The 21,140-nt window shown below is 55.3% G+C and carries 21 protein-coding genes and 1 pseudogene; 15 read left to right on the top strand and 7 right to left on the bottom strand.

Going from position 1 to position 21,140, the window contains the following annotated elements:
- The first annotated feature begins 47 nt into the window (after positions 1 to 47).
- The 3 genes from GY169_RS12040 (at position 48) to GY169_RS12030 (ending at position 1,411) form a co-directional block, all read left to right on the top strand.
- The gene (locus GY169_RS12040) at positions 48 to 638 is read left to right on the top strand and encodes a GNAT family N-acetyltransferase (protein WP_163449598.1); all 591 of its coding nucleotides are present in this window, start codon (positions 48 to 50) and stop codon (positions 636 to 638) included.
- Positions 639 to 840: 202 nt separating this feature from the next.
- Positions 841 to 1,092: a hypothetical protein gene (locus GY169_RS12035; RefSeq protein WP_167575880.1), complete on the top strand. Its 252-nt coding sequence runs from the start codon at positions 841 to 843 to the stop codon at positions 1,090 to 1,092.
- Complete coding sequence (locus GY169_RS12030; RefSeq protein WP_167575879.1) at positions 1,064 to 1,411, top strand: low molecular weight protein tyrosine phosphatase family protein; 348 nt, start codon at positions 1,064 to 1,066, stop codon at positions 1,409 to 1,411. The genes GY169_RS12035 and GY169_RS12030 overlap by 29 nt, the downstream gene beginning before the upstream one ends.
- Before the next feature lie 149 nt (positions 1,412 to 1,560).
- Here the strand turns inward: GY169_RS12030 and GY169_RS12025 are convergent, their stop codons facing one another.
- Entirely contained in the window at positions 1,561 to 2,211 is a 651-nt protein-coding gene (locus GY169_RS12025; protein WP_167575878.1) for a GntR family transcriptional regulator, read from the bottom strand.
- 85 nt (positions 2,212 to 2,296) lie between these two features.
- Here GY169_RS12025 and GY169_RS12020 point away from each other — a divergent pair, with 85 nt between their 5' ends.
- Entirely contained in the window at positions 2,297 to 3,499 is a 1,203-nt protein-coding gene (locus GY169_RS12020; RefSeq protein ID WP_167575877.1) for an MFS transporter, read from the top strand.
- A gap of 40 nt (positions 3,500 to 3,539) precedes the next feature.
- Positions 3,540 to 4,131 (top strand): annotated as a pseudogene (locus GY169_RS12015) (cysteine hydrolase family protein); the annotation flags it as partial.
- A 190-nt stretch (positions 4,132 to 4,321) separates the two neighbouring features.
- On the opposite strand, the gene GY169_RS12010 reads toward GY169_RS12015, so the two are convergent.
- From GY169_RS12010 to paaZ, 6 genes are all read right to left on the bottom strand, one after another.
- Complete coding sequence (locus GY169_RS12010; protein WP_167575875.1) at positions 4,322 to 4,942, bottom strand: histidine phosphatase family protein; 621 nt, start codon at positions 4,940 to 4,942, stop codon at positions 4,322 to 4,324.
- Between the two features lie 282 nt (positions 4,943 to 5,224).
- A complete protein-coding gene (locus GY169_RS12005) occupies positions 5,225 to 5,728 on the bottom strand; it encodes an AAA family ATPase (protein ID WP_167575874.1) in 504 nt (167 codons plus the stop codon).
- Between the two features lie 194 nt (positions 5,729 to 5,922).
- A complete protein-coding gene (locus GY169_RS12000; protein ID WP_167575873.1) occupies positions 5,923 to 6,576 on the bottom strand; it encodes a LysE family translocator in 654 nt (217 codons plus the stop codon).
- 213 nt (positions 6,577 to 6,789) lie between these two features.
- Positions 6,790 to 7,908 (bottom strand): aspartate-semialdehyde dehydrogenase, encoded by a 1,119-nt coding sequence (asd, locus tag GY169_RS11995; RefSeq protein WP_167575872.1) that lies wholly within the window; start codon positions 7,906 to 7,908, stop codon positions 6,790 to 6,792.
- Positions 7,909 to 8,155: 247 nt separating this feature from the next.
- Positions 8,156 to 10,423, bottom strand: coding sequence for a primary-amine oxidase (gene tynA / locus GY169_RS11990; RefSeq protein ID WP_167575871.1), 2,268 nt, complete (start codon positions 10,421 to 10,423; stop codon positions 8,156 to 8,158).
- Between the two features lie 184 nt (positions 10,424 to 10,607).
- Complete coding sequence (gene paaZ / locus GY169_RS11985) at positions 10,608 to 12,653, bottom strand: phenylacetic acid degradation bifunctional protein PaaZ (protein WP_167575870.1); 2,046 nt, start codon at positions 12,651 to 12,653, stop codon at positions 10,608 to 10,610.
- A gap of 285 nt (positions 12,654 to 12,938) precedes the next feature.
- Here paaZ and paaA point away from each other — a divergent pair, with 285 nt between their 5' ends.
- From paaA to pcaF, 10 genes are read left to right on the top strand one after another with little or no spacing between them, the layout of a single operon-like run.
- Positions 12,939 to 13,868 (top strand): 1,2-phenylacetyl-CoA epoxidase subunit PaaA, encoded by a 930-nt coding sequence (gene paaA / locus GY169_RS11980; RefSeq protein WP_167575869.1) that lies wholly within the window; start codon positions 12,939 to 12,941, stop codon positions 13,866 to 13,868.
- A 10-nt stretch (positions 13,869 to 13,878) separates the two neighbouring features.
- Positions 13,879 to 14,166: a 1,2-phenylacetyl-CoA epoxidase subunit PaaB gene (gene paaB, locus GY169_RS11975; RefSeq protein WP_032943000.1), complete on the top strand. Its 288-nt coding sequence runs from the start codon at positions 13,879 to 13,881 to the stop codon at positions 14,164 to 14,166.
- Between the two features lie 7 nt (positions 14,167 to 14,173).
- Positions 14,174 to 14,929: a 1,2-phenylacetyl-CoA epoxidase subunit PaaC gene (gene paaC, locus GY169_RS11970; RefSeq protein ID WP_167575868.1), complete on the top strand. Its 756-nt coding sequence runs from the start codon at positions 14,174 to 14,176 to the stop codon at positions 14,927 to 14,929.
- 12 nt (positions 14,930 to 14,941) lie between these two features.
- Positions 14,942 to 15,442 carry a 1,2-phenylacetyl-CoA epoxidase subunit PaaD gene (paaD, locus tag GY169_RS11965; protein WP_167575867.1) on the top strand — a complete coding sequence of 167 codons (501 nt, stop codon included), beginning with the start codon at positions 14,942 to 14,944 and terminating at the stop codon, positions 15,440 to 15,442.
- A 7-nt stretch (positions 15,443 to 15,449) separates the two neighbouring features.
- Positions 15,450 to 16,520 carry a 1,2-phenylacetyl-CoA epoxidase subunit PaaE gene (gene paaE, locus GY169_RS11960; protein WP_163445519.1) on the top strand — a complete coding sequence of 357 codons (1,071 nt, stop codon included), beginning with the start codon at positions 15,450 to 15,452 and terminating at the stop codon, positions 16,518 to 16,520.
- On the top strand, positions 16,517 to 17,284 hold the full coding sequence (gene paaF / locus GY169_RS11955; protein WP_167575866.1) for a 2,3-dehydroadipyl-CoA hydratase PaaF: 768 nt from the start codon (positions 16,517 to 16,519) through the stop codon (positions 17,282 to 17,284). Before paaE ends, paaF begins: the two co-directional genes overlap by 4 nt.
- A 2-nt stretch (positions 17,285 to 17,286) precedes the next feature.
- On the top strand, positions 17,287 to 18,075 hold the full coding sequence (gene paaG, locus GY169_RS11950) for a 2-(1,2-epoxy-1,2-dihydrophenyl)acetyl-CoA isomerase PaaG (protein ID WP_167575865.1): 789 nt from the start codon (positions 17,287 to 17,289) through the stop codon (positions 18,073 to 18,075).
- A gap of 3 nt (positions 18,076 to 18,078) precedes the next feature.
- Positions 18,079 to 19,497, top strand: coding sequence for a 3-hydroxyacyl-CoA dehydrogenase PaaH (gene paaH / locus GY169_RS11945; RefSeq protein WP_167575864.1), 1,419 nt, complete (start codon positions 18,079 to 18,081; stop codon positions 19,495 to 19,497).
- The gene (gene paaI / locus GY169_RS11940) at positions 19,490 to 19,912 is read left to right on the top strand and encodes a hydroxyphenylacetyl-CoA thioesterase PaaI (RefSeq protein ID WP_163445528.1); all 423 of its coding nucleotides are present in this window, start codon (positions 19,490 to 19,492) and stop codon (positions 19,910 to 19,912) included. The genes paaH and paaI overlap by 8 nt, the downstream gene beginning before the upstream one ends.
- Complete coding sequence (gene pcaF / locus GY169_RS11935) at positions 19,912 to 21,117, top strand: 3-oxoadipyl-CoA thiolase (RefSeq protein WP_167575863.1); 1,206 nt, start codon at positions 19,912 to 19,914, stop codon at positions 21,115 to 21,117. Before paaI ends, pcaF begins: the two co-directional genes overlap by 1 nt.
- Positions 21,118 to 21,140: the final 23 nt, after the last annotated feature.

Here is a 21,140-nt window from a genome sequence, read left to right as displayed (position 1 = left end):
TTATTCAGTCCAATCCATCGACACAGAATAACGGTGAGGTCACAAATATGACGCCTACATTGCAAGGATCGCTAGTCACGCTCCGTCCTCTGCTTGAGACAGATGCTCAGCTATTGATTGATGCGGCAGCGGATGGGGAGCTCTGGTCCCTGCCATTTACGGTGGTTCCGTCTGCTGACACCGCCGATTCCTACATTCAGAAAGCCCTGAAGGGGCAGGCTGAAGGCACAGTCATGCCGTTTGCGGTAACGCTTTCATCCGACCAACGCGTCATTGGGTCAACACGTTTCTGGAAGCTTGATCGAGAAAACCGAAAACTCGAAATAGGCCACACCTGGTATTCCCAAAGCTGGCAAAAAACAGCTGCAAATACCGAGAGTAAACTGTTACTGCTGCAATACGCTTTTGAGCAACTGAAGTGTGTTCGCGTTCAGTTTACGACTGATGTATTGAATGAGCGCTCGCAGGCAGCCATTCTCCGTATTGGCGCGGTTCAGGAAAGCATCATCAGAAATGAACGCATTATGCCTGATGGTCGAAAACGGACTTCCATACGCTACAGCATAATTGATGATGAGTGGCCGCAGGTTCGGACTAACCTTGAGCACCGCCTTTCCCGTTACAGGGAAGAAAAATAACTCGAGGTTTTGCGGACAGAAGGTCTGCTGTGGGCGAGGTGCGGACATTGCTTACCGTGCTCAGTGGCAATTAACGAGAAGCAGCTCAATGATTCGCCATAATCCGGACTATAAATTCTCTCCGTAAAAAGCTATATTTCTCCAGTTTGTTCTCCCCGTATTATCGCGGCTGCTGACCCGATTAATCTGAGAGAGTGGAACAATGGAAACTAAACGTACTAGAGATTGGCGCAATGCACAGAAGCGACGTAACAAGTCTCGTGATATCCGCAAGACTTTATTAAACTTCCGTGGCGAAAAAAACTGGAAGATGCTTTACACTCGGTCGGATAAATTGTTGCGTGCCGCACAACTGGGGCTTGAGTATCCACGTATTACTAACCAACAGCTTGCCTTGAGAGGTCTGGAAGAGTGCCAGTACTCTGATGAACGTACTTTTTATATGCAGTCGTAATCAATGGCGAAGTCCCACGGCGGAACAGGTGTTCCGCCGTTATCCATCCCTTGCCGTACTTTCCGCTGGGACTAGCCGGAATGCAAAAAAAAGAGTCTCTATCGAATTGCTTCAATGGGCTGATGTTCTCTGTGTGATGGAGCAGAAGCACAAAAATCGCTTAGTGGCCCAATATGGCAGGATCATCGCATTCAAGCCTCTGCATGTGCTCGATATCCCTGACGATTATCTTTTTATGGATCCTGAGTTGATAGCAATATTGAAAGATATCGTACCGGAAAAATTGGGACTAACCGCTCAAGAAACAGAGAGCCGATAAGCGTTTTATCTTTCTGTTATTTATTTCTACACATCCTTCTTCGACAATGTCCGCCACTGGCACAAGGCGGACATTGCTGACTGAGCTAAAGGTCCGATGTGAGCGAGGAGCGGACCTCTGTCATGTTGTCGTAAAAACTCACCGCTTAATCAGGAGATAGCAATACCTCTTGCCCTCAAGCTCCGTCTACTTGAATTGATGGCTTCCAGTAGGCGAAGGCGGCTTTCGCTGAGATGAACGGCGAGTAACTCTGCCGCTTTTTCAGTCTCCCGCGACCTAAGCGCAGCTATTATTTCTTGATGATCTTCCCATGCGGGATTCGATGGTGCTTTGTCGAGCCATCGTGCCCGTGAAAGCCGGCGCAGGGCATCGCTTACCCCTTCGAAAATAAACGCATTTTGACAAAGACGGGTCAACTGTAGATGGAACCGTGTCCCGGCATCGTCCATCACCTCTTCTGACACATCAGCAGTCTTCGTTTTAAGCAGGTTTTCCAGACCGTTGAGTTGTTCTTCCGTTATTTGGCTGGCTGACAGTTTTAATGCCGCCACTTCCAGTACTTCCCGGTAAATACACAGCTGTTCCACTTCAGCGACATCGATCGGTGCCACTAACCAGCGCAGCCCGTCACGACAGACCAGACCTTCTGACTCCAGTTTTTGTAATGCGGCTCGCACAGGCGTCCGGGATGCGTTAAACGTAGCTTCAGCCCAGCGCTCGGTAAGTCGTTCTCCTGGCCCCAGCTCCATACTGAGTATCAGTTTTCTTAATTGGTTTTCAACTTCTGATGCCTGACTCATAACGACAATGTTCTCCCGCAAATTGACAGTAAGATGCGCAATCGATATGGTATACCAATTTGGTATACCAAGAAAGAGTATTTCTATGACCCAATTCTATAACAGCTTCTGGCAGCGAAACCTGCTTGTTTGCTTCATTGGCTCGTTCTCAACGGTCTTCGCAATGACCCTTATGCTGCCGTTTCTGCCTTTGTATGTCGAAGAACTGGGTGTTAGTGGGCATGCTGCGGTCGTGCAATGGTCTGGCGTAGCATTCAGCGCAACGTTTATCACTGCCGGGTTGATCGCCCCTGTCTGGGGGAAACTCGGTGACAGATATGGACGCAAGTCGATGCTCGTGAGAGCCAGCCTTGGCATGGCGGTGACTGTTTCGCTTATGGGGCTGGTGACCAATATATGGCAACTTGTCGGACTAAGGTTGTTAGTTGGTCTGGCTGGTGGCTACTCATCCGGTGCAACAATTCTTATCGCAGTCCAGGCTCCCAGAGAACGTGCAGCCTGGGCGTTGGGGATTGTTTCATCCGGTGTAATGGCGGGCAATCTTATCGGTCCACTTGCTGGAGGGTGGCTACCTGGTCTGCTCGGCATTCGAACCACGTTTTTCTGTGCAGGTGCGCTGATATTTCTGTCCTTTATCATGACCCTCACTCTCATTCGCGAAGAGGTGCAAAAGCCTGAGAATACGCTGGCAAAAACGGCAGTGAGCTGGTCGCAGTTGCCTGCCCGTACTGTCATTATCTGCATGCTTAGCACCGGTCTGCTGCTGATGCTGGCCAATATGTCGATAGAGCCCATTATTACGGTATATGTGCGAACTCTCGTCAGTGACGCTTCTCAGATAACCAAAGTGGCAGGATATGTAATGGCTGCCGCAGCCCTGGGCAGCATTATTTCTGCATCCTGGCTTGGAAAACTGGCTGACAGGATAGGACATTTACGCATTATCACAATGGCATTGGCGACAGCCGGTTTTCTGCTTATTCCTCAGGCGTTTGTTTCCTCAGGCTGGCAGCTTATTGCTCTGCGTTTCCTTATGGGGCTGGCACTAGGTGGATTACTGCCATGTATGGCGGCGGTAATACGTCATCGTGTACCAGAAGGAATGGTAGGTAGTATCCTCGGTTATTCCGTAGCGGCACAGTTCGCAGGTCAGTTCATCGGGCCGTTGATCGGCGGCTTTGTCGGCGGGCATATCGGTATGCGAGCCGTCTTCCTGGCAACCAGTTGCATACTGCTGCTCGGAGCAGCCTGGAACCTCAAAATTTATCGTCAGTCAGCAACGCGTTGACTGACGGCATTGCCTCTTACCTGCAAATCCCGGAGATTTTATGACGACTCAACTCAGTAATATCAATAAAAATAGCGCGCTGCTGGTAATGGACTTTCAGATGCTCATCCTCAACAACTTCCTCTCGCAAGAGAGTGCCAGGGATGTTATTCGCAACACGGCATCGCTGATATCTACCGCACGCGCAGCTGGCGTAACGGTTATCTACGTGAGTGTCGGATTCCGCAAGGGTTACCCTGAAGTCAGTCACAACAACACGATTTTCTCGTCAATTAAAGAGAATGGCATTTTTATGGTTGATAACGAGAGTACGGCCATTCATGCAGATGTCGCTCCTGAAGAGAATGAGGTCGTCATTGTTAAACACAGAGTGGGGGCTTTCTCCTTTACTGAACTCGATTTGGTTCTTAGGGCGCAGGGAATAGAAACCTTGATTCTTACTGGCGTCACCACAAGTGGCGTTGTGCTGTCTACCGTAGGGCAAGCTTTTGACCTGGATTACCGGCTGGTGATTGCGAGAGATTGTTGTGCCGATCCAGATCATGACACCAATTTGTTTTTACTTGAAAAAATTCTGCCTCAACATGCTTTTGTTACCGGTTCTGCTGAAATATCAAAAGCCTGGGCATAAAATATCTGATGTCGAAGTACCCACCGTTTGGGTTGTAGAGTTGACCGGAGAAGCGCGATTGCCGGTCATATAAACGTCCGCTTCTGGCACGAAGCGGACGAGTTTACTGGGGTGAAGGTCCGCTAGCTGAAATTGTGCTTAAATAATGATAGCTCTGGCAGGATGGGTGTTCAATGATTGCAAGGTGGCCACTAATTCAGGTGACGTAAATGTGTAGCAATCCCCCACTTTAGGCCGATACATTTTCCATTGATCAGGTCGATAACAGAATAACTTGCATTGGGGTGAGCATAGCGAGGGAAATTATTGACAGTCCCTTCTTTAAGGATTGCCAGAGTGCCCTGACTGACATGCCCGTGAGACACAATACATATTGTTTGTTGATGTGATGAGGTCTCTTCCAGGTTTTGTAAAAAACGCATAACTCGCTGAGAAGCATGCGCCAGTGACTCCCCCCCAGGTGGACAATACTCTGCATCAAGCCTGAATAACGCATTTGCATCGTTCGGATGTTTTTGTCTGAGTAGTTCTAACGGCATACCTTCAAACTGACCAAAAGCCTGCTCTTTAAGGGCCGGTTCAGCCGTCAGTGAACAGCGAAAATTTTCAGCCAGGCTTCGCCCCATTTGCCAGGCACGTCCAAGCGGAGAAGCGTAAACACGCTCTATTTGATACTCACTTGCACTAAACGCTGCTAGTAGGACGGATATTTCACGAAAACCCCGACAGGTCAAGGGGCTATCGCTGTGCCCCTGAATAATTCCTTCCAAATTCCACTCTGTTTCTGCGTGTCGAACAAGTATCAATTTCATCGTTAGCGGGCCTTGCTCGTTGTTGATCAAAATGCCCCAACAGCGCGATGTCAAACACACACCGTTGAAGCAGTGGAAGGCTTTCCTGTTTTGGAAATAATGAACAAGTGTAGCTTATTGCCGTTATGCAGCGGCTCTGGGTGTGAGGCGCTGAATTTTATCCGTAGTTAACTTCTGCTTCTGGCACGAAGCGGACTAGGTCACTGAGGTGAAGGTCCGCTGTGAGCGATAAGCAGACGCTAGTGTTTAACCATCGTCTACTTAATTTTGCCATTATCCTTTTCAAACGGACGATATTCTTCTGAGAATTACATCGACACATTCTGGTGCTGATAAAATTGCTGTATCTAATTGCAGATGCTCTCGTTCCCATGGTTCATAGTTACGGCGTTGTACTTGTTCCCAGTCAGGAGTGGTTAACCCCGGGATATCTGAGATTCTGTTCTCCACACGATAACGATGCTGTGTCATATCTGAACAGAGTATTTCAACTTCTAAGAACGGAACATTTAACGATATCGCTATATCGCGGAAAGTATTACGTATCAGATTGATATCATTAACCGAATCGGTGACAACAGTAGCGCCTAACTGTAGATTTTCACGCGCCAACTCATAAAGAACAAAATAACCCTCAGGGCCAATTTTTTTGTTCTGTTCAGATACTGAACGAATCGCCTGCTCAACCGTATCAACCCGTAGATACACACCATTAATTTTTTTGGACAACAATTTTGCAACTGTACTTTTACCGCTACCAGGTAAACCATTAAATATAATTAACATAATTTATCCATTGATGGTTGAGCTAAAGTTATACCTTTTTATATACACCCTGAGTATTTCTAATATTTTGGAAGTTCTGTATAGATAAACCTTAAATCAGATTTGAGAATTATTACAGTATTTGAACAACGATTGCATTAATCGATGTCCGCTTATGGCACGAAGCGGACATTTCGCCCATCATTTCAGTAAAATTACCTGACAGCTTTCGTTACTACACCAGAGCCGCTCAACAGCATGCGGATGCCAAGCCCTATCATCACAACGCCGGTAAAACGTTCCTGCCATTTGATAAAACCCGGGTGCTGGCCTAGCCAGTTTCCAAATGTTCCTGATGCCATTGCGACGGAGCCCAGTGAAACAATTCCTGCCAGTTTTTGGATACTGCCAAGCATAAGCAATTGCAGCCAGACAGGTCCCGCGGCGGGATCGACAAATTGAGGCAGAAAAGCAAACATAAACAGCAGGGATTTTGGGTTAGTGAGGCTATTCAGAGCGCCTTCCTTAACGGCATTCCAGTCAGAAATTTTTGCCGTTTTTCGTAACCGGGTATCGGTTCCGGAAGTCGCAATCATTTTTATGCCTAGCCACATCAGATAAGCTGCGCCCACCCACCTCAGGAGGTCTAGCGCCACCGGCCACGCATGAACGACGGTAACCAGCCCAAGGACAAGAAAAGAGACTTGCACAAAACCTGCGACAAAGACATTACCCAGAACGGTAAGAAGGGCAATACGTCTTCCCTGGCCGACGCCTCTGGCGATAGTCAGCATCATGTCTGGCCCCGGAGAAATCTCCAGAAGCGTCAGCGCGAGAAGGAAAGTCATAAACGTTTCGAGGGAAGGCATGTTTGTTGAATCCGGAGAAATTTTTCCGTTACGTTACCGCAGACTGATTCGCGCGAAAAGCGGAACATATTGCACAACGCGAACTTACCAAAGTGGTGCTAAATTTACGGCGCAAAAAACAAGCTGGCCCAGGCTTCCCCGGGCCATTTTGTGCTCAATCCACAGCCGCAGAATATTCCTCAATCACTCTCTATCCTGCGCTGCTTTTCATCGTTAAATTCTATTCAACAAGATATTCAGCATACGACGCAGCGGCTCTGCAGCCCCCCAAAGCAACTGATCGCCCACGGTCAGTACCGAGTAGATAGGGTCATTGTTCAGCGCCATTTTTTTAAAGCGACCAATACCCACCTGAAGAGAACCGCTGATGTGGGCAGGGGTCAATTGAGCCACGCTTGCCTCCTTATTGTTTGGCACATAGTTCACCCAGGGATGGGAATGCGTCACCAATGCCTCAAACTCGGCCTCACTGACTTCGCGCTTGAGTTTCAGCGTGATAGCCGCGCTATGGCAGCGAATCACGCCAACACGAATGCACAAACCGTTGACCGGGATGGTCCCCACAGGAAGACCCAGAATTTTGTTCGTTTCCGCTTCGCCTTTCCACTCTTCCCGGCTGTTTCCATCCCCTAAGTCGCTGTCGATCCACGGGATAATGCTCCCCATTAGCGGTGCGCCAAAGTTGTCGATGGGCATCTTATCGCTGCGAATCAACTCGCTCACTTTGTTGACTAAAGGCAGCACCGAGCCTGGATTTTCCAGCTCATCGGGCGACAAATGTTGGCTGATATAAGCGCTTTGCGCGATGAGTTCGCGGACGTGTTTGGCGCCGGCGCCGGAGGCCGACTGGTAGGTCATAACGCTCATCCACTCTATCAGGTCTGCGTTTATCAAACCGGCAAGGCCCATCAGGCTTAATGTAATAGAGCAGTTGCCGCCGACAAAAAGTTTAATACCATCGTTGACGGCGCGATCGATATTCTTACGGTTAACGGGATCAAGAATAATACAGGCCCTCTCGTCCATACGCAGCGCCGAAGCGGCATCAATCCAGTAACCCTTCCAGCCATATTCAAGCAGAGCGGGGTAAATAGCCTTAGTATATTCACCACCCTGGCAGGTAATGATAATATCCATTTCGGCAAGCGCCTCAATAGAATGCGCATCCTTCAGCGTATAGCGGATGCCATCAATAACCGGACCGTGACCACCCGCACTGGAGGTGCTAAAGAAATGGGCGGAAATGCCATTGAAATCATTCTCCTCCAGCATTCTCTGCAGCAAAACAGAACCCACCATCCCGCGCCAACCAATAATGCCAACCTGCGTCATTTTTTAACCTTAATGATGTTGTTAAAATGTTAATATCAAGAAAGGGATTTATATCTTATTCATAAAACATCGTCATCAAGTGAAACGATAAAAAACGCTTTAATAAGAATGTTTCATCTGGGGTTAGTAAAAATAATGAAAGAACAATGGGGGCAATCGAAAGGGCGTTAATATCAGGGGGAGCGCGCGATTAATCGCGTTTTAGGGAGGGAATAGCCTCATTGCTGAGGCTATTCGAGGCTGTGAATTATTTCTTCTTCTCGCCCAGCGTCGGCGTCTCGTCAAAGAAGTTCCACGGCTTCAGCAGCGCATGGGCCCATTCGGTTGGCATAATCGGCCACTCTTCGGCGCGCGCCACGTGGGTGGTGCCGGTCGTGATCCACACCACATCGTCCTGGTTGCTCAGTGATTCGTCATCTTTTGCGTACTGCCCGAGGCCGGTATCGTGAACGGAACGGTTCGGGTATTTCCCTTCCGGATAGCGCTCTTCCTGGTGATAGCGGGTAACCCACAGCTGTTTATCCATAAAGCTCAGACGATGGTAGATCCATTCGTCCGGGGCAAACTTCGCGCCGGTCGCCGCCGGGTGGGTACCACCGGCATAAGGGATAATCTGATACGAAATCGGGTTCCCCATGCGGTTCTCTTTGGTGGTATTGCTCAGCAGGCGAATGGTACCCGGATCGAATTTCTGCGCCGCTTTCTGCTCAGACTCAATCGTATACTGATTGACCTGCATCGTACTGGTACGCGGGCCGCCCGAGGTGTTCGGCTTCACTTCCGGGTCCATTGCCACCAGGGTGTTATTTTCGCCGTCCACGTCGAGGTCGAGACGGAAGTTATAAATATGCTGGTGGGTGGTGCCGACGATATTATGATCGATCAGCGTACCGTAGCGGGTATCCTCTTTGGCGCTTGGATCGTGCATGGTCTTGGCCTTCACGCCCTTAACCGCTTCAATACCGGTGGCGCCGGCATCGATACCGATGGTGCCATTTTCGTGGAATACCCAGTCGAAGATATAGTCGTAGTTACCCACGGTACTGATCCAGCGAACCACCAGTTCACGACGCTCGGTGCTGACGTTCGGCTGGCCCATCTCCTGGTGTTTATACTCCGGCCCGGCGTAGCGCTCGAATACCGCCACCGCGCGAGGAATGGTGGTAGGCGTACCGGTGTAATCGGCGATGGTCTCATCCAGCAGCACGGCGTTGTTCGGGGCGTCTTTGCCGCGAGCGATCGGTGAGGTCAGGGTGCCCATGCCGTAGTCGCCGGAATCCAGATAGGCTTTGAAGTACCAGCCTACGTCCGGGTCGCCGTAGGGTACGATCATCCCGCCGAGCGAACCTTCGTACATCACCTGGCGTTTGGTGCCGTTGTCGTTATAGGTTACGGTGGAGAGAATCGGCCCCACGCGGGAGTTCAGGCGCAGGTGGAAGTCCCAGTTCTGCCAGTGGATCATATCGCCGGTGATGGTGTAGTTTTTGCCCTCCGGTTCAATAATTTCCAGCGGTTTCACCGCTTTGGCAACGCGGTCCCGGCCATCAAATGGACGAGACTCCATCGGTACGGGAATAACCGGGCCTTCTTCAATCTTGATGATTTTCTTCTGTTCAAGGTCAACCACCGCCACCAGATTTTCGATCGGGTGCGCCCAATAGTTGCCGTCACCGGTATCCAGATAGCTCACCACTTTCAGCAGCCGCGCGTCCTGCTTCAGGCCGTCTTTACCGTCGAAGTAGCCGACGGTCAGCGGGGTGGTGATGACTTTAGTGGTGTCTTTGATGCCGTGTTTTTTCAGCACCTCAGCAAATTCGCTGCTGGCGTTAATGATGTTCTGCACGCTGACGAAGTCGTCAATCAGCACCATGCCGTGCGCGTCTTTAATCGGCTTCCAGGAGAGGACTTTTTTGTTCTGCAGGTCAACCACGGCTTCAATCACGTGCTTGCCGTCCAGCATCACCACATCGGCGGTGCGCGGAATGTTAACCGGAGTGCCCTTTAAGGCAAACTCCCACACCGCCTTTTTGTCCGGCTCGTGCAGGGAAATCTCGGTAAAACGGGTGTTAGGCTGGAACTCTGGCGCGGCCTTCACGATGGTGACCGCTTCGCTGATTTCAGCAGAAGAGAGGGAGTTCAGCGGGTGAGGCACTTTCTCGACCTGGAAGGTTTGATCGAGGCCAGACTGGAAAACGTCGTTGATAAAGGTATCGGATACCCACGCTTTACCGTCTTTCATCACCACCGGCACCTGCAGGTTGAGGGTTTTGCCGTTGACGACCGCGGTTTTCGCACCCGGTTTCACCTTCACGAACGCGCCGTCTTTGATCAGGGTGTACATCTGCGCGTAGTCATCCCACTGCACGTCAGCGCCGAAATCTTGCAGGGTTTTATCCATTGGAACCATATGCGCTTCGCCGCCGTGGGCGAAGGCCGGAGTTTGCCAGGCGCAGAACAGGGCGACGGCCAGCGCCAGCGCTGTTTTACGGTTTGAACGAATCGAGCCTGTTGACATTGTGACCTCATCTTATCGTTATGTTGTGCCTTGCCGCTGCTACTTCGGCTTCAGTCTCTTACCCTAACAGCCGATCGTCACGAGACGTTTGCTTGCGCTTGCCAGGTTATTTGTCAGTTTTGCCAGTTACAAAAAATGCCTCCGAAGAGGCATGAATGTTTGAATTGCCGGACGTCACCACCGCTTACGCCGGGAAATCCCCGTGCTGACGCGCGACCAATGTCAGAATGGAATACAGCGCCACTGCCTGCTGATGCTGGTTGAAAATCTCCACCGCCCATTCCACCACGCCGGTGGCTTTCTCTTCGGCGTTGCGCTGGCGTTTGACCGTTTTACGCTTGCAGGTGAGGCGCACCTGGATGGTATCGCCCGGCTTAACCGGCTCAATAAAGCGCAGGTTTTCCATGCCGTAGTTAGCAATCACCGGACCGACGCCCGCGTCAACAAACAGACCGGCCGCCGCGGAAATCAGAAAGTAGCCGTGCACCACGCGCTCGCCGAAAATGGAATCGGCTGCCGCAATCTTGTCCATATGGGCATAGAAGTGGTCGCCGCTGAGGCAGGCAAAGTTGACGATATCCGCTTCGGTTAAGGTACGACGCGGGGTCAACAGGCTATCGCCAGGCTGGATCTCTTCGAAGTATTTACGGAACGGGTGAATACGATCTTCCACCACCTGCGCGCCGCGTACCCACTGCTGGCTAACGGCAGCCAGCATGGTGGGGCTGCCCTGAATAGCGGTGCGCTGCATGTAATGTTTCACTGCGCGCAGGCCGCCCAGCTCTTCACCGCCGCCTGCACGTCCTGGGCCGCCATGTACCAATTGCGGCAGCGGGGAACCGTGGCCGGTGGATTCCGCGGAGGATTCCTCGTTTAACACCTGAATACGCCCGTGAGCGCGGGCGGCACCGAGGATAAACTCACGCGCCAGTTCGCCGCTGGCGGTTACCAGCGTTCCGGCCAGGCTGCCTTCACCGGCACGAGCCAACGTCATCGCGTGTTCGGTATTCTGATACGGCATCAGGGTGGCAACCGGACCAAAGGCTTCAATGGCATGTACCGCGGAGATTTCATCCGGCTGCGCGCAGAACAGCAGCGTTGGCGGGAAGAAGGCTCCGGCGGCACTGAGATCTGCTTTGCCGCCCAGCAGCACCTCGCATCCCGCTTCCACCAGACGATTGACGTTATCCTGCACATCCTGACGCTGTTCACTGTTCACCAGCGCGCCCATCTTCACGCCTTCCTGCGCCGGATCGCCGACGACCACTTTTTGCAGACGGGCAATCAACGCCTCACTGACTGCGCTTACCTGCGCCTGCGGCACGATAATGCGGCGGATGGCGGTACATTTCTGCCCGGCCTTGGTGGTCATCTCGCGCACCACTTCACGGATAAACAGCGCAAATTCCGGCTGCTCTGAGGTGACATCGTCGCCCAGCACACAGCAGTTCAGCGAGTCCGCTTCCATGGTGAAGGGGACAGACTTCGCCACCAGATTCGGATGCACGCGCAGCTGCTGCCCGGTATGCGCCGAGCCGGTAAAGGTCACCACGTCCTGGCTGTCGAGATGGTCGAGCAGGTCGCCCGCGCCGCCGCAGATGAGGCTAATCGCGCCGTTCGGTACCAGGCCGCTGTCGATAATGGCTTTGACCATCGCCTGGGTGAGTTGGGCGGTGGCGGTGGCCGGTTTGATGATGGCAGGCATCCCGGCAAGCCAGGTCGGCGCCAGTTTCTCTAACATGCCCCAGCAGGGGAAGTTAAAGGCATTGATGTGCAAAGCCACACCAGACTTTGACGTCAGCACGTGGCGCGCGGCAAAGCCGCCCTGTTTGGACAACGGGATCAGCTCATCTTCCGGCCACAGCACGTCATCCGGCAGCTCGCGGCCGCCCAGACTGGCGTAGGTGAAGAGGGTGCCGATACCGCCCTCGATATCCACCCAGCTATCGCCGCGCGTTGCGCCGGTCTGGGCGGAGATGGCGTAGAAGTCGGCCTTCAATTCCATCAGATGTTTGGCGACTGCTTTCAGCATCGCGCTGCGTTCAATAAAGGTCATCGCCTGAAGCGCTTTGCCGCCGTGCTCAATCGCAAAACGGCGCGCCTGCGCCATATCCAGCCCTTCGCTTGTCACTTCCCACAGCGGCTCACCGCTGATGGCGTGGTGGATAGTACGGGCGCGGCCCCGGCCGGTTTGCCAGACGCCGGACAAATAGCTGGCTAACTGCTGCATGGTGTTTCTCCAGATATGTTACGAATTCTCGCCATTAATAGTTCTTTCATGAATCATTAAATGCAAGTCAGATTTTAATAATTTGTTAACAATGCGATCGCGGGCACCTTACGTGCATTGATTAACATTCGGTTTGCCTGCGATAAATCAGCGGTGATTGCGGTATGTATCACAAAATTCGTAAACAAAATTTGTGGTTTTATTTAACTAAGATTTAACTTTCATAAAACAAAGTGATTCGCAAAAAATGATTTGTTGAATTTATCGGAATCATAAGGTGATGACGTGACAGAAGAACAACGCTTTGACCAGCGCATCGCGCAGGAAACAGCCATCGAACCGCAGGACTGGATGCCGGATGCGTACCGCAAAACGCTGATCCGCCAGATTGGCCAGCATGCGCATTCAGAAATCGTCGGCATGCTGCCGGAAGGCAACTGGATCACCCGCGCCCCAACCCTTCGCCGTAAAGCGATTCTGCTGGCGAAGGTGCAGGACGAAGCCGGGCATGGCCTCTATCTCTACAGCGCGGCGGAAACGCTCGGCTGCGCTCGCGAAGACATCTACCAGAAGATGCTCGACGGGCAGATGAAATACTCCTCCATCTTTAACTACCCGACGCTGACCTGGGCGGATATCGGCGTGATCGGCTGGCTGGTCGACGGCGCGGCGATTGTCAACCAGGTGGCGCTGTGCCGTACCTCTTACGGCCCTTATGCCCGGGCGATGGTCAAAATCTGCAAAGAAGAGAGCTTCCACCAGCGTCAGGGCTTTGAAGCCTGTATGGCGCTGGCGGCGGGGAGTGAAGAACAGCGGCAGATGTTGCAGGACGCGATCAACCGCTTCTGGTGGCCGGCATTAATGATGTTCGGGCCGAGCGATGACAACTCGCCGAACAGCGCCCGCAGCATGGCGTGGAAGATCAAACTGCATTCCAACGATGAACTGCGTCAGCGCTTCGTCGACAACACTGTCCCGCAGGTCGAGATCCTTGGCATGAAGGTGCCGGATGCCGATCTGACGTTTGACGAAGCCACCGGTCACTACCGTTACGGCGAAATCGACTGGCAGGAACTCAACGAAGTCATCAACGGGCGTGGCATCTGTAACCACGAACGTCTGGGTGCCAAGCGCAAAGCCTGGGAAGAGGGGGCATGGGTGCGCGAAGCCGCGCTGGCGCATGCCGAAAAACAACGCGCTCGCGATGCCGCCTGAGGAGAAAAAGATGAGCAAAACATACTGGCCGTTATACGAAGTGTTTGTCCGCAGCAAACAGGGGCTGTCGCACCGTCACGTGGGCAGCCTGCACGCCGCCGACGATCAAATGGCGCTGGAAAATGCCCGCGATGCGTACACCCGCCGCAGCGAAGGCTGCTCCATCTGGGTGGTGAAGGCGAGCGAAATCGTCGCCTCACAGCCGGAAGAGCGCGGTGAGTTCTTCGATCCTGCCGAGAGCAAGGTCTACCGTCACCCGACGTTCTATACCGTGCCGGACGGCATGGAACATATGTGAGGCAACGATGAACACGCAAAACCCCGTTGCAACCTATGCGCTGCGTCTTGGCGATAACGGCCTGGTGCTGGCCCAGCGCTTAGGCGCCTGGTGCGGCCACGCGCCGGAGCTGGAGATTGACCTCGCGCTGGCCAATATCGGCCTTGACCTGCTGGGTCAGGCGCGCAACTTCCTGAGCTACGCCGCTGAACTGAACGGCAGCGGCGACGAAGACACGCTGGCCTTTGGCCGCGATGAACGTCAGTTCAGCAACCTGCTGTTGGTGGAACAGCCAAACGGTAATTTCGCCGACACCATTGCCCGTCAGTTCTTTATCGATGCCTGGCATGTGGCGCTGTTCAGCCGTCTGGTGAATAGCCGCGACGCACAGATTGCCGCCATCGCCGCCAAAGGGCTGAAAGAGGTGCGTTATCACCTGCGCTTTAGCCGCGGCTGGCTGGAGCGTCTGGGCAACGGCACCGACTATTCCGCGCAACTGATGCAGCAGGCAATCAACAACCTGTGGCGCTTCACCGGTGAACTGTTTATGGCCGATGAGCTGGATATCAGCCTGAGCGAGCAGGGCATCGCCGTTGACCCGCGCGAATTGCAGGCCGAATGGCAGGCGACGGTGCATACCGCGCTGCTCGATGCGGGTCTGCAAATCCCTGAAGAAGCGGCGTTCCGTCGCGGCGGTAAGCAGGGGCTGCACAGTGAACATCTCGGCCCGATGCTGGCAGAGATGCAGTATTTACAGCGGTCGTATCCCGGCCAGCAGTGGTAGCAGGAGGTGGCTATGCAACGTCTCGCCGCAATCGCGCCTCCGGAAGTGCGTACCGTCTGGGGATTATTAAGCGCCATTCCAGACCCGGAAGTGCCGGTGCTGACCATTACCGACCTCGGCATGGTGCGCCGCGTGGAGCGTCACGGCGACGGCTGGGTGATTGGTTTTACGCCGACCTACTCGGGTTGCCCGGCCACTGAACATCTGTTGGGGGAAATTCGCGCGGTGATGGCGGAGCACGGCTATACGCCGGTGCATATCGTATTGCAGCTCGACCCGCCGTGGACCACCGACTGGATGAGCCCGGATGCCCGCGAACGTCTGCGTCAGTACGGTATCAGCCCGCCGCAGGCCCACGCCTGCCACGCCGACGCGCTGCCGAAGGATGTGGTTTGCCCGCGCTGCGGCAGCACCCACACCTCGCTGATTAGCGAATTCGGTTCCACGGCCTGCAAAGCGCTGTATCGCTGCGATAGCTGCCGTGAACCCTTTGATTACTTTAAATGTATTTGAGGCTGCGATGACAACATTTCATTCGCTTACCGTGGCAAAGGTTGAACCGGAAACCCGTGATTCGGTCACCATCACTTTTGCCATTCCCGACGCGCTGCGTAGCGTTTACGCCTTCCGTCCGGGCCAGCATCTGACGCTGAAAACCCGCCTCGGCGGGGAAGAGTTACGCCGCTGCTACTCCATCTGCCGCAGCCGCTCGCCGTCTGAAATCAGCGTGGCGGTCAAAGCCATCGACGGCGGCCGCTTCTCCCGCTATGCCCAGAGCGATATTCAGCAGGGCATGGCGCTTGAGGTGATGGTGCCGCAGGGGCACTTTGGCTACCAGCCGCAGGCCGAGCGCCAAGCGGAATATCTGGCGATTGCCGCCGGTTCCGGCATTACGCCGATGATGGCGATTATTGAAGCGACGCTGGCGACCGAACCGGCGAGTCAGTTTACCCTGATCTACGGCAACCGCAGCAGCCACAGCATGATGTTCCGTCAGGCGCTGGCTGACCTGAAAGACCGCTATCCGCAGCGTTTACAGATAGTGCACCTGTTCAGCCAGGAGTCGATGGACAGCGATCTGCTGCAAGGGCGCATCGACGGCGACAAACTGCATGCGCTCGGCAAAACGCTGATCGATTTCAGTCGCTTTGACGATGCTTTTATCTGCGGCCCGTCGGCGATGATGGACGAAGCCGAAGTGGCGCTGCGCGAACTGGGCGTGCCGGAGAAATCGATTCACCTTGAGCGCTTCAACACCCCCGGCAGCAGCGTGAAACGCGCCACCGGCGTACAGGCGGAGGGCCGCACGGTCACTATCCGCCAGGACGGCCGTGATCGCCTGATTTCGCTGAACGCCGAAGATGACAGCATTCTCGACGCCGCGCTGCGTCAGGGCGCGGATCTGCCGTTCGCCTGTAAAGGCGGCGTCTGCGCCACCTGCAAATGCAAGGTGGTGAGCGGTAAAGTGGCGATGGCCGCGAACTACAGCCTCGAAGCCGATGAAGTGGCGGCGGGCTATGTTCTTAGCTGCCAGGCGCTGCCCACCAGCGGCGACGTGGTAGTCGACTTTGACGCGCGGGGGATGGCATGAGCGAACTGCTGATTACCCGTCACGACCGCGTGCTGCAACTGACCCTGAACCGCCCGCAGGCGCGTAACGCCCTGAACAATGCGCTGCTGATGCAGATTGCCGAAACGCTGGAAAGCGCGGCGGCAGATTCAGGTATCAGCGTCTGCGTGATTAGCGGCAACCCGCGTTATTTCGCCGCCGGTGCCGATCTCAACGAAATGGCGGAAAAAGACTTGCCCGCCACCTTCGACGATATTCGCCCGCGTCTGTGGGCGCGTATTGATGCCTTCAACAAACCGCTGATTGCGGTGGTGAACGGCTACGCGCTGGGCGCGGGCTGCGAGCTGGCGCTGCTGTGCGATCTGGTCATTGCCGGCGATAACGCCCGCTTTGGTCTGCCGGAAATTACCCTCGGCACCATGCCGGGTGCGGGCGGTACGCAGCGGCTTATTCGCAGCGTCGGCAAAGCGCTGGCCAGCCGCATGGTACTGAGCGGCGAAAGCATTGATGCCGAACGCGCCCAGCAGGCCGGGCTGGTGAGCGACATTCACCCAGCGAACCTCTCCGATGAATACGCGCTGAAGCTGGCGGCGACCATCGCTCGCCACTCACCGCTGGCGCTGCGGGCTGTAAAGCAGTCGCTGCGTCTGGCCCAGGAGGTGGGATTGCAGGCCGGTCTGGTGCAGGAACGTCAGCTGTTTACGCTGCTCAGCGGCACCGAAGATCGTCGTGAAGGCGTGAGCGCCTTTTTAGAAAAACGCACACCGGAATTTAAAGGACGCTAATCGTGGACGCATTCATTCTCAGCGAAGTGGAACAGGGTGTAATGACCCTCACCCTGAACCGCCCGGACCGACTCAACAGCTTTAACGACGTGATGCATCAGCAGCTTGCCGACTGCCTGAAACAGGCCGAACGCGACGACACCATTCGCTGCCTGCTGATCACCGGCGCCGGACGCGGCTTTTGCGCCGGGCAGGATCTGAACGACCGTAACGTTGACCCCAGCGGCCCCGCGCCGGATCTGGGCATGTCGGTGGAACGCTTTTACAACCCGCTGGTGCGCCGTTTAGCCGCGCTGCCAAAACCGGTTATCTGCGCGGTGAACGGCGTCGCCGCTGGTGCTGGCGCCACGCTGGCGATGGGCTGCGACATCGTGATTGCCGCGCGTTCAGCAAAGTTTGTCATGGCCTTCAGCAAGCTTGGCCTGGTGCCGGACTGCGGTGGAAGCTGGGTACTGCCGCGCGTTGCCGGTCGTGCTCGTGCCGTTGGCCTGCTGATGCTCGGCGACAACCTCAGCGCCGAACAGGCCGCGCAGTGGGGGATGATCTGGCAGGTGGTTGACGACGCCGAGTTGAAAGATACCGCGCTGACCATGGCGCGCCATTTCGCTACCCAACCGACCTATGGTCTGGGGCTGATTAAGAAAGCGCTACAGCTTTCCGAAACTAACTCGCTGGATCAGCAGCTTGAGCTTGAGCGCGACTACCAGCGTTTGGCCGGTCGCAGCGACGATTATCGTGAAGGCGTCAGCGCCTTCCTCGCCAAACGTTCACCACAGTTCAGCGGGAAATAAGCCATGAGCCAGACTCTTCACACCGTCGCGGTGATTGGCGGCGGCACCATGGGGGCCGGGATTGTCGAAGTGGCAGCGAGCGCCGGGCACGCGGTGCGGCTGTATGACATTTCCGCCGAGGCGATTACGCGCGCTATCGACGGCATTGCCGAGCGCCTGAACGCCCGCGTTAGCCGCGGCAAAATTAGCACTGAACAGGCGCAGGCGCTGCTGGCGCGTATTACGCCGGCAACCGAATTAACGCAGCTTGCCGACGCGCAGCTGGTGATTGAAGCCGCTTCCGAGCGTCTGGAGATTAAAAAGGCGCTGTTCAGCGAGCTGGCGGAGATTTGCCCGCCGTCAACGCTGCTGACCAGCAACACCTCGTCCATCTCCATTACCGCCATTGCGGCGGGTATCAAACACCCGGAACGCGTGGCCGGGCTGCATTTCTTTAACCCGGCACCGGTGATGAAACTGGTGGAAGTGGTGAGCGGGCTTGCCACCTCTACCGAAGTGGTCGAGCAGCTTTGCCAGTGCGTAACCGCCTGGGGCAAACAGCCGGTGCGCTGCCGCTCCACGCCGGGCTTTATCGTTAACCGCGTGGCGCGTCCGTACTACGCCGAAGCCTGGCGCGCGCTGGAAGAGCAGGTGGCATCAGCGGAAGTGATTGACGCGGCGCTGCGCGACGGCGGCGGTTTTCCGATGGGGCCGCTGGCGCTGACTGACCTTATCGGCCAGGACGTGAACTTCGCCGTGACCAGTTCGGTGTTTAACGCCTTCTGGCAGGACCGCCGTTTTCTGCCGTCGCTGCTGCAGCAGGAGCTGGCGCTGGCGGGGCGTCTGGGTAAAAAAAACGGCCATGGCGTCTACCGTTGGCCTCTGGAAAACCAGCCTGAACTGGCGCTGGATGCCGTTTCCGCCGAACGCGCCGCGAAGAGGGTTAAAAGTGACGTTGTCACAGAATTGGACGATGTGCTGCTGCTGGAAACCACCGGTGAAACCGCGCTGTCCTTAAGTGTGCAGCACCAGCGTCCGGTGGTGGTGTATGACCATGCCGCGGGCGATACCGTTGTGCTGGCCGGCGCGCCAACCAACCCGGATTCAGCCACCGACAAAGCGGTGTACTACTTCCAGCAGCAGGGCAAAAAAGTGCTGCGTATTGCCGACTACCCAGGACTTCTGGTGTGGCGTACGGTGGCGATGCTGGCGAACGAAGCGCTGGATGCGGTGCAAAAAGGCGTGGCCAGTGCCGAGGATATCGATACCGCGATGCGTCTTGGGGTGAACTATCCACGTGGCCCGCTGGCCTGGGGGCAATCGCTCGGCTGGGGGCGCGTGCTGCGTCTGCTGGAAAATCTACAACAGCACTACGGCGAAGAACGTTATCGCCCCAGTGCGCTGCTGCGCCAGAAAGCGCTGATGGAGATGCGTGATGAGTAACGAAGCCTGGCGCAACGCCCGTGCCATGTATGAGAAAGACACCTGCGCGCAGGCGCTGGGGATCGAAATTATCGAGATGGACGACGGCTACGCGCAGATGACGATGACCGTATCGTCCTCGCAGTTGAACGGGCATCAAACCTGCCATGGTGGGCAGCTTTTCACGCTGGCGGATACCGCCTTTGCCTACGCCTGCAACAGCCAGGGGCTGGCGGCGGTGGCATCGGCTGCCAGCATCGATTTTCTGCGTCCGGCCTTTGCGGGCGAGAAATTAACCGCCACCGCCCGGGTGAAACAGCAGGGCAAACTGACCGGTGTCTATGACATTGAAATCGTCAACCCGCAGCAAAAAACCGTGGCGCTGTTTCGCGGCAAATCGCACCGCATCGGCGGCACGATAACAGGAGAAGTCTGATGCGTGATGCATTTATTTGTGACGGCATTCGTACGCCGATTGGCCGCTACGGCGGCGCGCTGGCCGGGGTTCGTGCCGACGATCTGGCGGCTATTCCGTTGCGTGAATTGTTGAGCCGTAACCCGAAGTTAGACCCAACCTGTATCGACGATGTCATTTTTGGCTGCGCCAACCAGGCCGGGGAAGATAACCGTAACGTCGCCCATATGGCGACGCTGCTGGCGGGCTATCCGTACGGGGTTTCCGGCACCACCATCAACCGCCTGTGCGGCTCCGGCCTTGATGCGATTGGCTTCGCCGCGCGGGCGATTAAAGCGGGCGATGCGGATCTGATGATTGCCGGCGGCGTGGAGTCGATGTCCCGTGCGCCGTTCGTGATGGGCAAGGCGACCACGCCTTACCAGCGTCAGGCCGAGATGTTTGATACCACCATCGGCTGGCGTTTTGTGAACCCGCTCATGCAGCAACAATTTGGTACTGACAGCATGCCGGAAACGGCAGAGAATGTAGCGGAATTGTTAAAAATAAGCCGTGCCGACCAGGATGCCTTTGCTTACCGCAGCCAGCAGCGTACCGCTAAAGCGCAGCATGACGGCATTCTGGCGCAGGAAATCGTGCCGGTGCAGATTATCGGTAAGAAGGGCGCGGTCAGCGCGGTGCGTGAAGATGAACATCCGCGTGCAGATACCACCCTTGAGCAATTGGCCGCGCTGAAAACTCCGTTCCGCAAGGGCGGCGTGGTGACGGCGGGCAACGCCTCCGGCGTGAACGACGGTGCCGCGGCGCTGATTATCGCCAGCTCGCAGCAGGCCGCCGCGCAGAGCCTGACGCCGCGCGCGCGTATTGTCGCCATGGCGACGGCGGGCGTCGAACCGAAATTCATGGGGCTTGGACCGGTTCCGGCGGTGCGTAAAGTGCTGGAGCGCGCCGGGCTGAATATTCACGATATGGACGTGATTGAGCTGAACGAAGCCTTTGCCGCCCAGGCGCTGGGCGTGCTCAGACAGCTTGGGCTGCCGGACGACGCGGCGCATGTGAATCCCAACGGTGGCGCCATCGCCTTAGGCCACCCGTTAGGTATGAGCGGCGCGCGGTTGGCGCTGGCAGCGACGCTGGAGCTGGAACGACGCAATGGACGCTATGCGCTGTGTACGATGTGTATTGGCGTGGGTCAGGGCATTGCCATGATCCTCGAGAGAGTGTGAGCTAATTGACCTGCGAGTACCCT

It is taken from the genome of Kluyvera genomosp. 3, from assembly GCF_011765685.1.
GTDB classification, from domain to species: Bacteria; Pseudomonadota; Gammaproteobacteria; order Enterobacterales; family Enterobacteriaceae; genus Kluyvera; species Kluyvera georgiana_A.
The sequence above is the reverse complement of the archived record's forward strand: the minus strand, read 5'-3'. Positions and strand labels throughout refer to the sequence as shown.

What these genes read in the sequence shown, in the direction of transcription:
- GY169_RS12040 (WP_163449598.1), top strand. Translation starts at nt 48, where the DNA reads ATGACGCCTACATTGCAAGGATCGCTAGTCACGCTCCGTCCTCTGCTT.
- GY169_RS12035 (WP_167575880.1), top strand. Translation starts at nt 841, where the DNA reads ATGGAAACTAAACGTACTAGAGATTGGCGCAATGCACAGAAGCGACGT.
- GY169_RS12030 (WP_167575879.1), top strand. Translation starts at nt 1,064, where the DNA reads ATGAACGTACTTTTTATATGCAGTCGTAATCAATGGCGAAGTCCCACG.
- GY169_RS12025 (WP_167575878.1), bottom strand. Translation starts at nt 2,211, where the DNA reads ATGAGTCAGGCATCAGAAGTTGAAAACCAATTAAGAAAACTGATACTC.
- GY169_RS12020 (WP_167575877.1), top strand. Translation starts at nt 2,297, where the DNA reads ATGACCCAATTCTATAACAGCTTCTGGCAGCGAAACCTGCTTGTTTGC.
- GY169_RS12010 (WP_167575875.1), bottom strand. Translation starts at nt 4,942, where the DNA reads ATGAAATTGATACTTGTTCGACACGCAGAAACAGAGTGGAATTTGGAA.
- GY169_RS12005 (WP_167575874.1), bottom strand. Translation starts at nt 5,728, where the DNA reads ATGTTAATTATATTTAATGGTTTACCTGGTAGCGGTAAAAGTACAGTT.
- GY169_RS12000 (WP_167575873.1), bottom strand. Translation starts at nt 6,576, where the DNA reads ATGCCTTCCCTCGAAACGTTTATGACTTTCCTTCTCGCGCTGACGCTT.
- asd (WP_167575872.1), bottom strand. Translation starts at nt 7,908, where the DNA reads ATGACGCAGGTTGGCATTATTGGTTGGCGCGGGATGGTGGGTTCTGTT.
- tynA (WP_167575871.1), bottom strand. Translation starts at nt 10,423, where the DNA reads ATGTCAACAGGCTCGATTCGTTCAAACCGTAAAACAGCGCTGGCGCTG.
- paaZ (WP_167575870.1), bottom strand. Translation starts at nt 12,653, where the DNA reads ATGCAGCAGTTAGCCAGCTATTTGTCCGGCGTCTGGCAAACCGGCCGG.
- paaB (WP_032943000.1), top strand. Translation starts at nt 13,879, where the DNA reads ATGAGCAAAACATACTGGCCGTTATACGAAGTGTTTGTCCGCAGCAAA.
- paaC (WP_167575868.1), top strand. Translation starts at nt 14,174, where the DNA reads ATGAACACGCAAAACCCCGTTGCAACCTATGCGCTGCGTCTTGGCGAT.
- paaD (WP_167575867.1), top strand. Translation starts at nt 14,942, where the DNA reads ATGCAACGTCTCGCCGCAATCGCGCCTCCGGAAGTGCGTACCGTCTGG.
- paaE (WP_163445519.1), top strand. Translation starts at nt 15,450, where the DNA reads ATGACAACATTTCATTCGCTTACCGTGGCAAAGGTTGAACCGGAAACC.
- paaF (WP_167575866.1), top strand. Translation starts at nt 16,517, where the DNA reads ATGAGCGAACTGCTGATTACCCGTCACGACCGCGTGCTGCAACTGACC.
- paaH (WP_167575864.1), top strand. Translation starts at nt 18,079, where the DNA reads ATGAGCCAGACTCTTCACACCGTCGCGGTGATTGGCGGCGGCACCATG.
- paaI (WP_163445528.1), top strand. Translation starts at nt 19,490, where the DNA reads ATGAGTAACGAAGCCTGGCGCAACGCCCGTGCCATGTATGAGAAAGAC.
- pcaF (WP_167575863.1), top strand. Translation starts at nt 19,912, where the DNA reads ATGCGTGATGCATTTATTTGTGACGGCATTCGTACGCCGATTGGCCGC.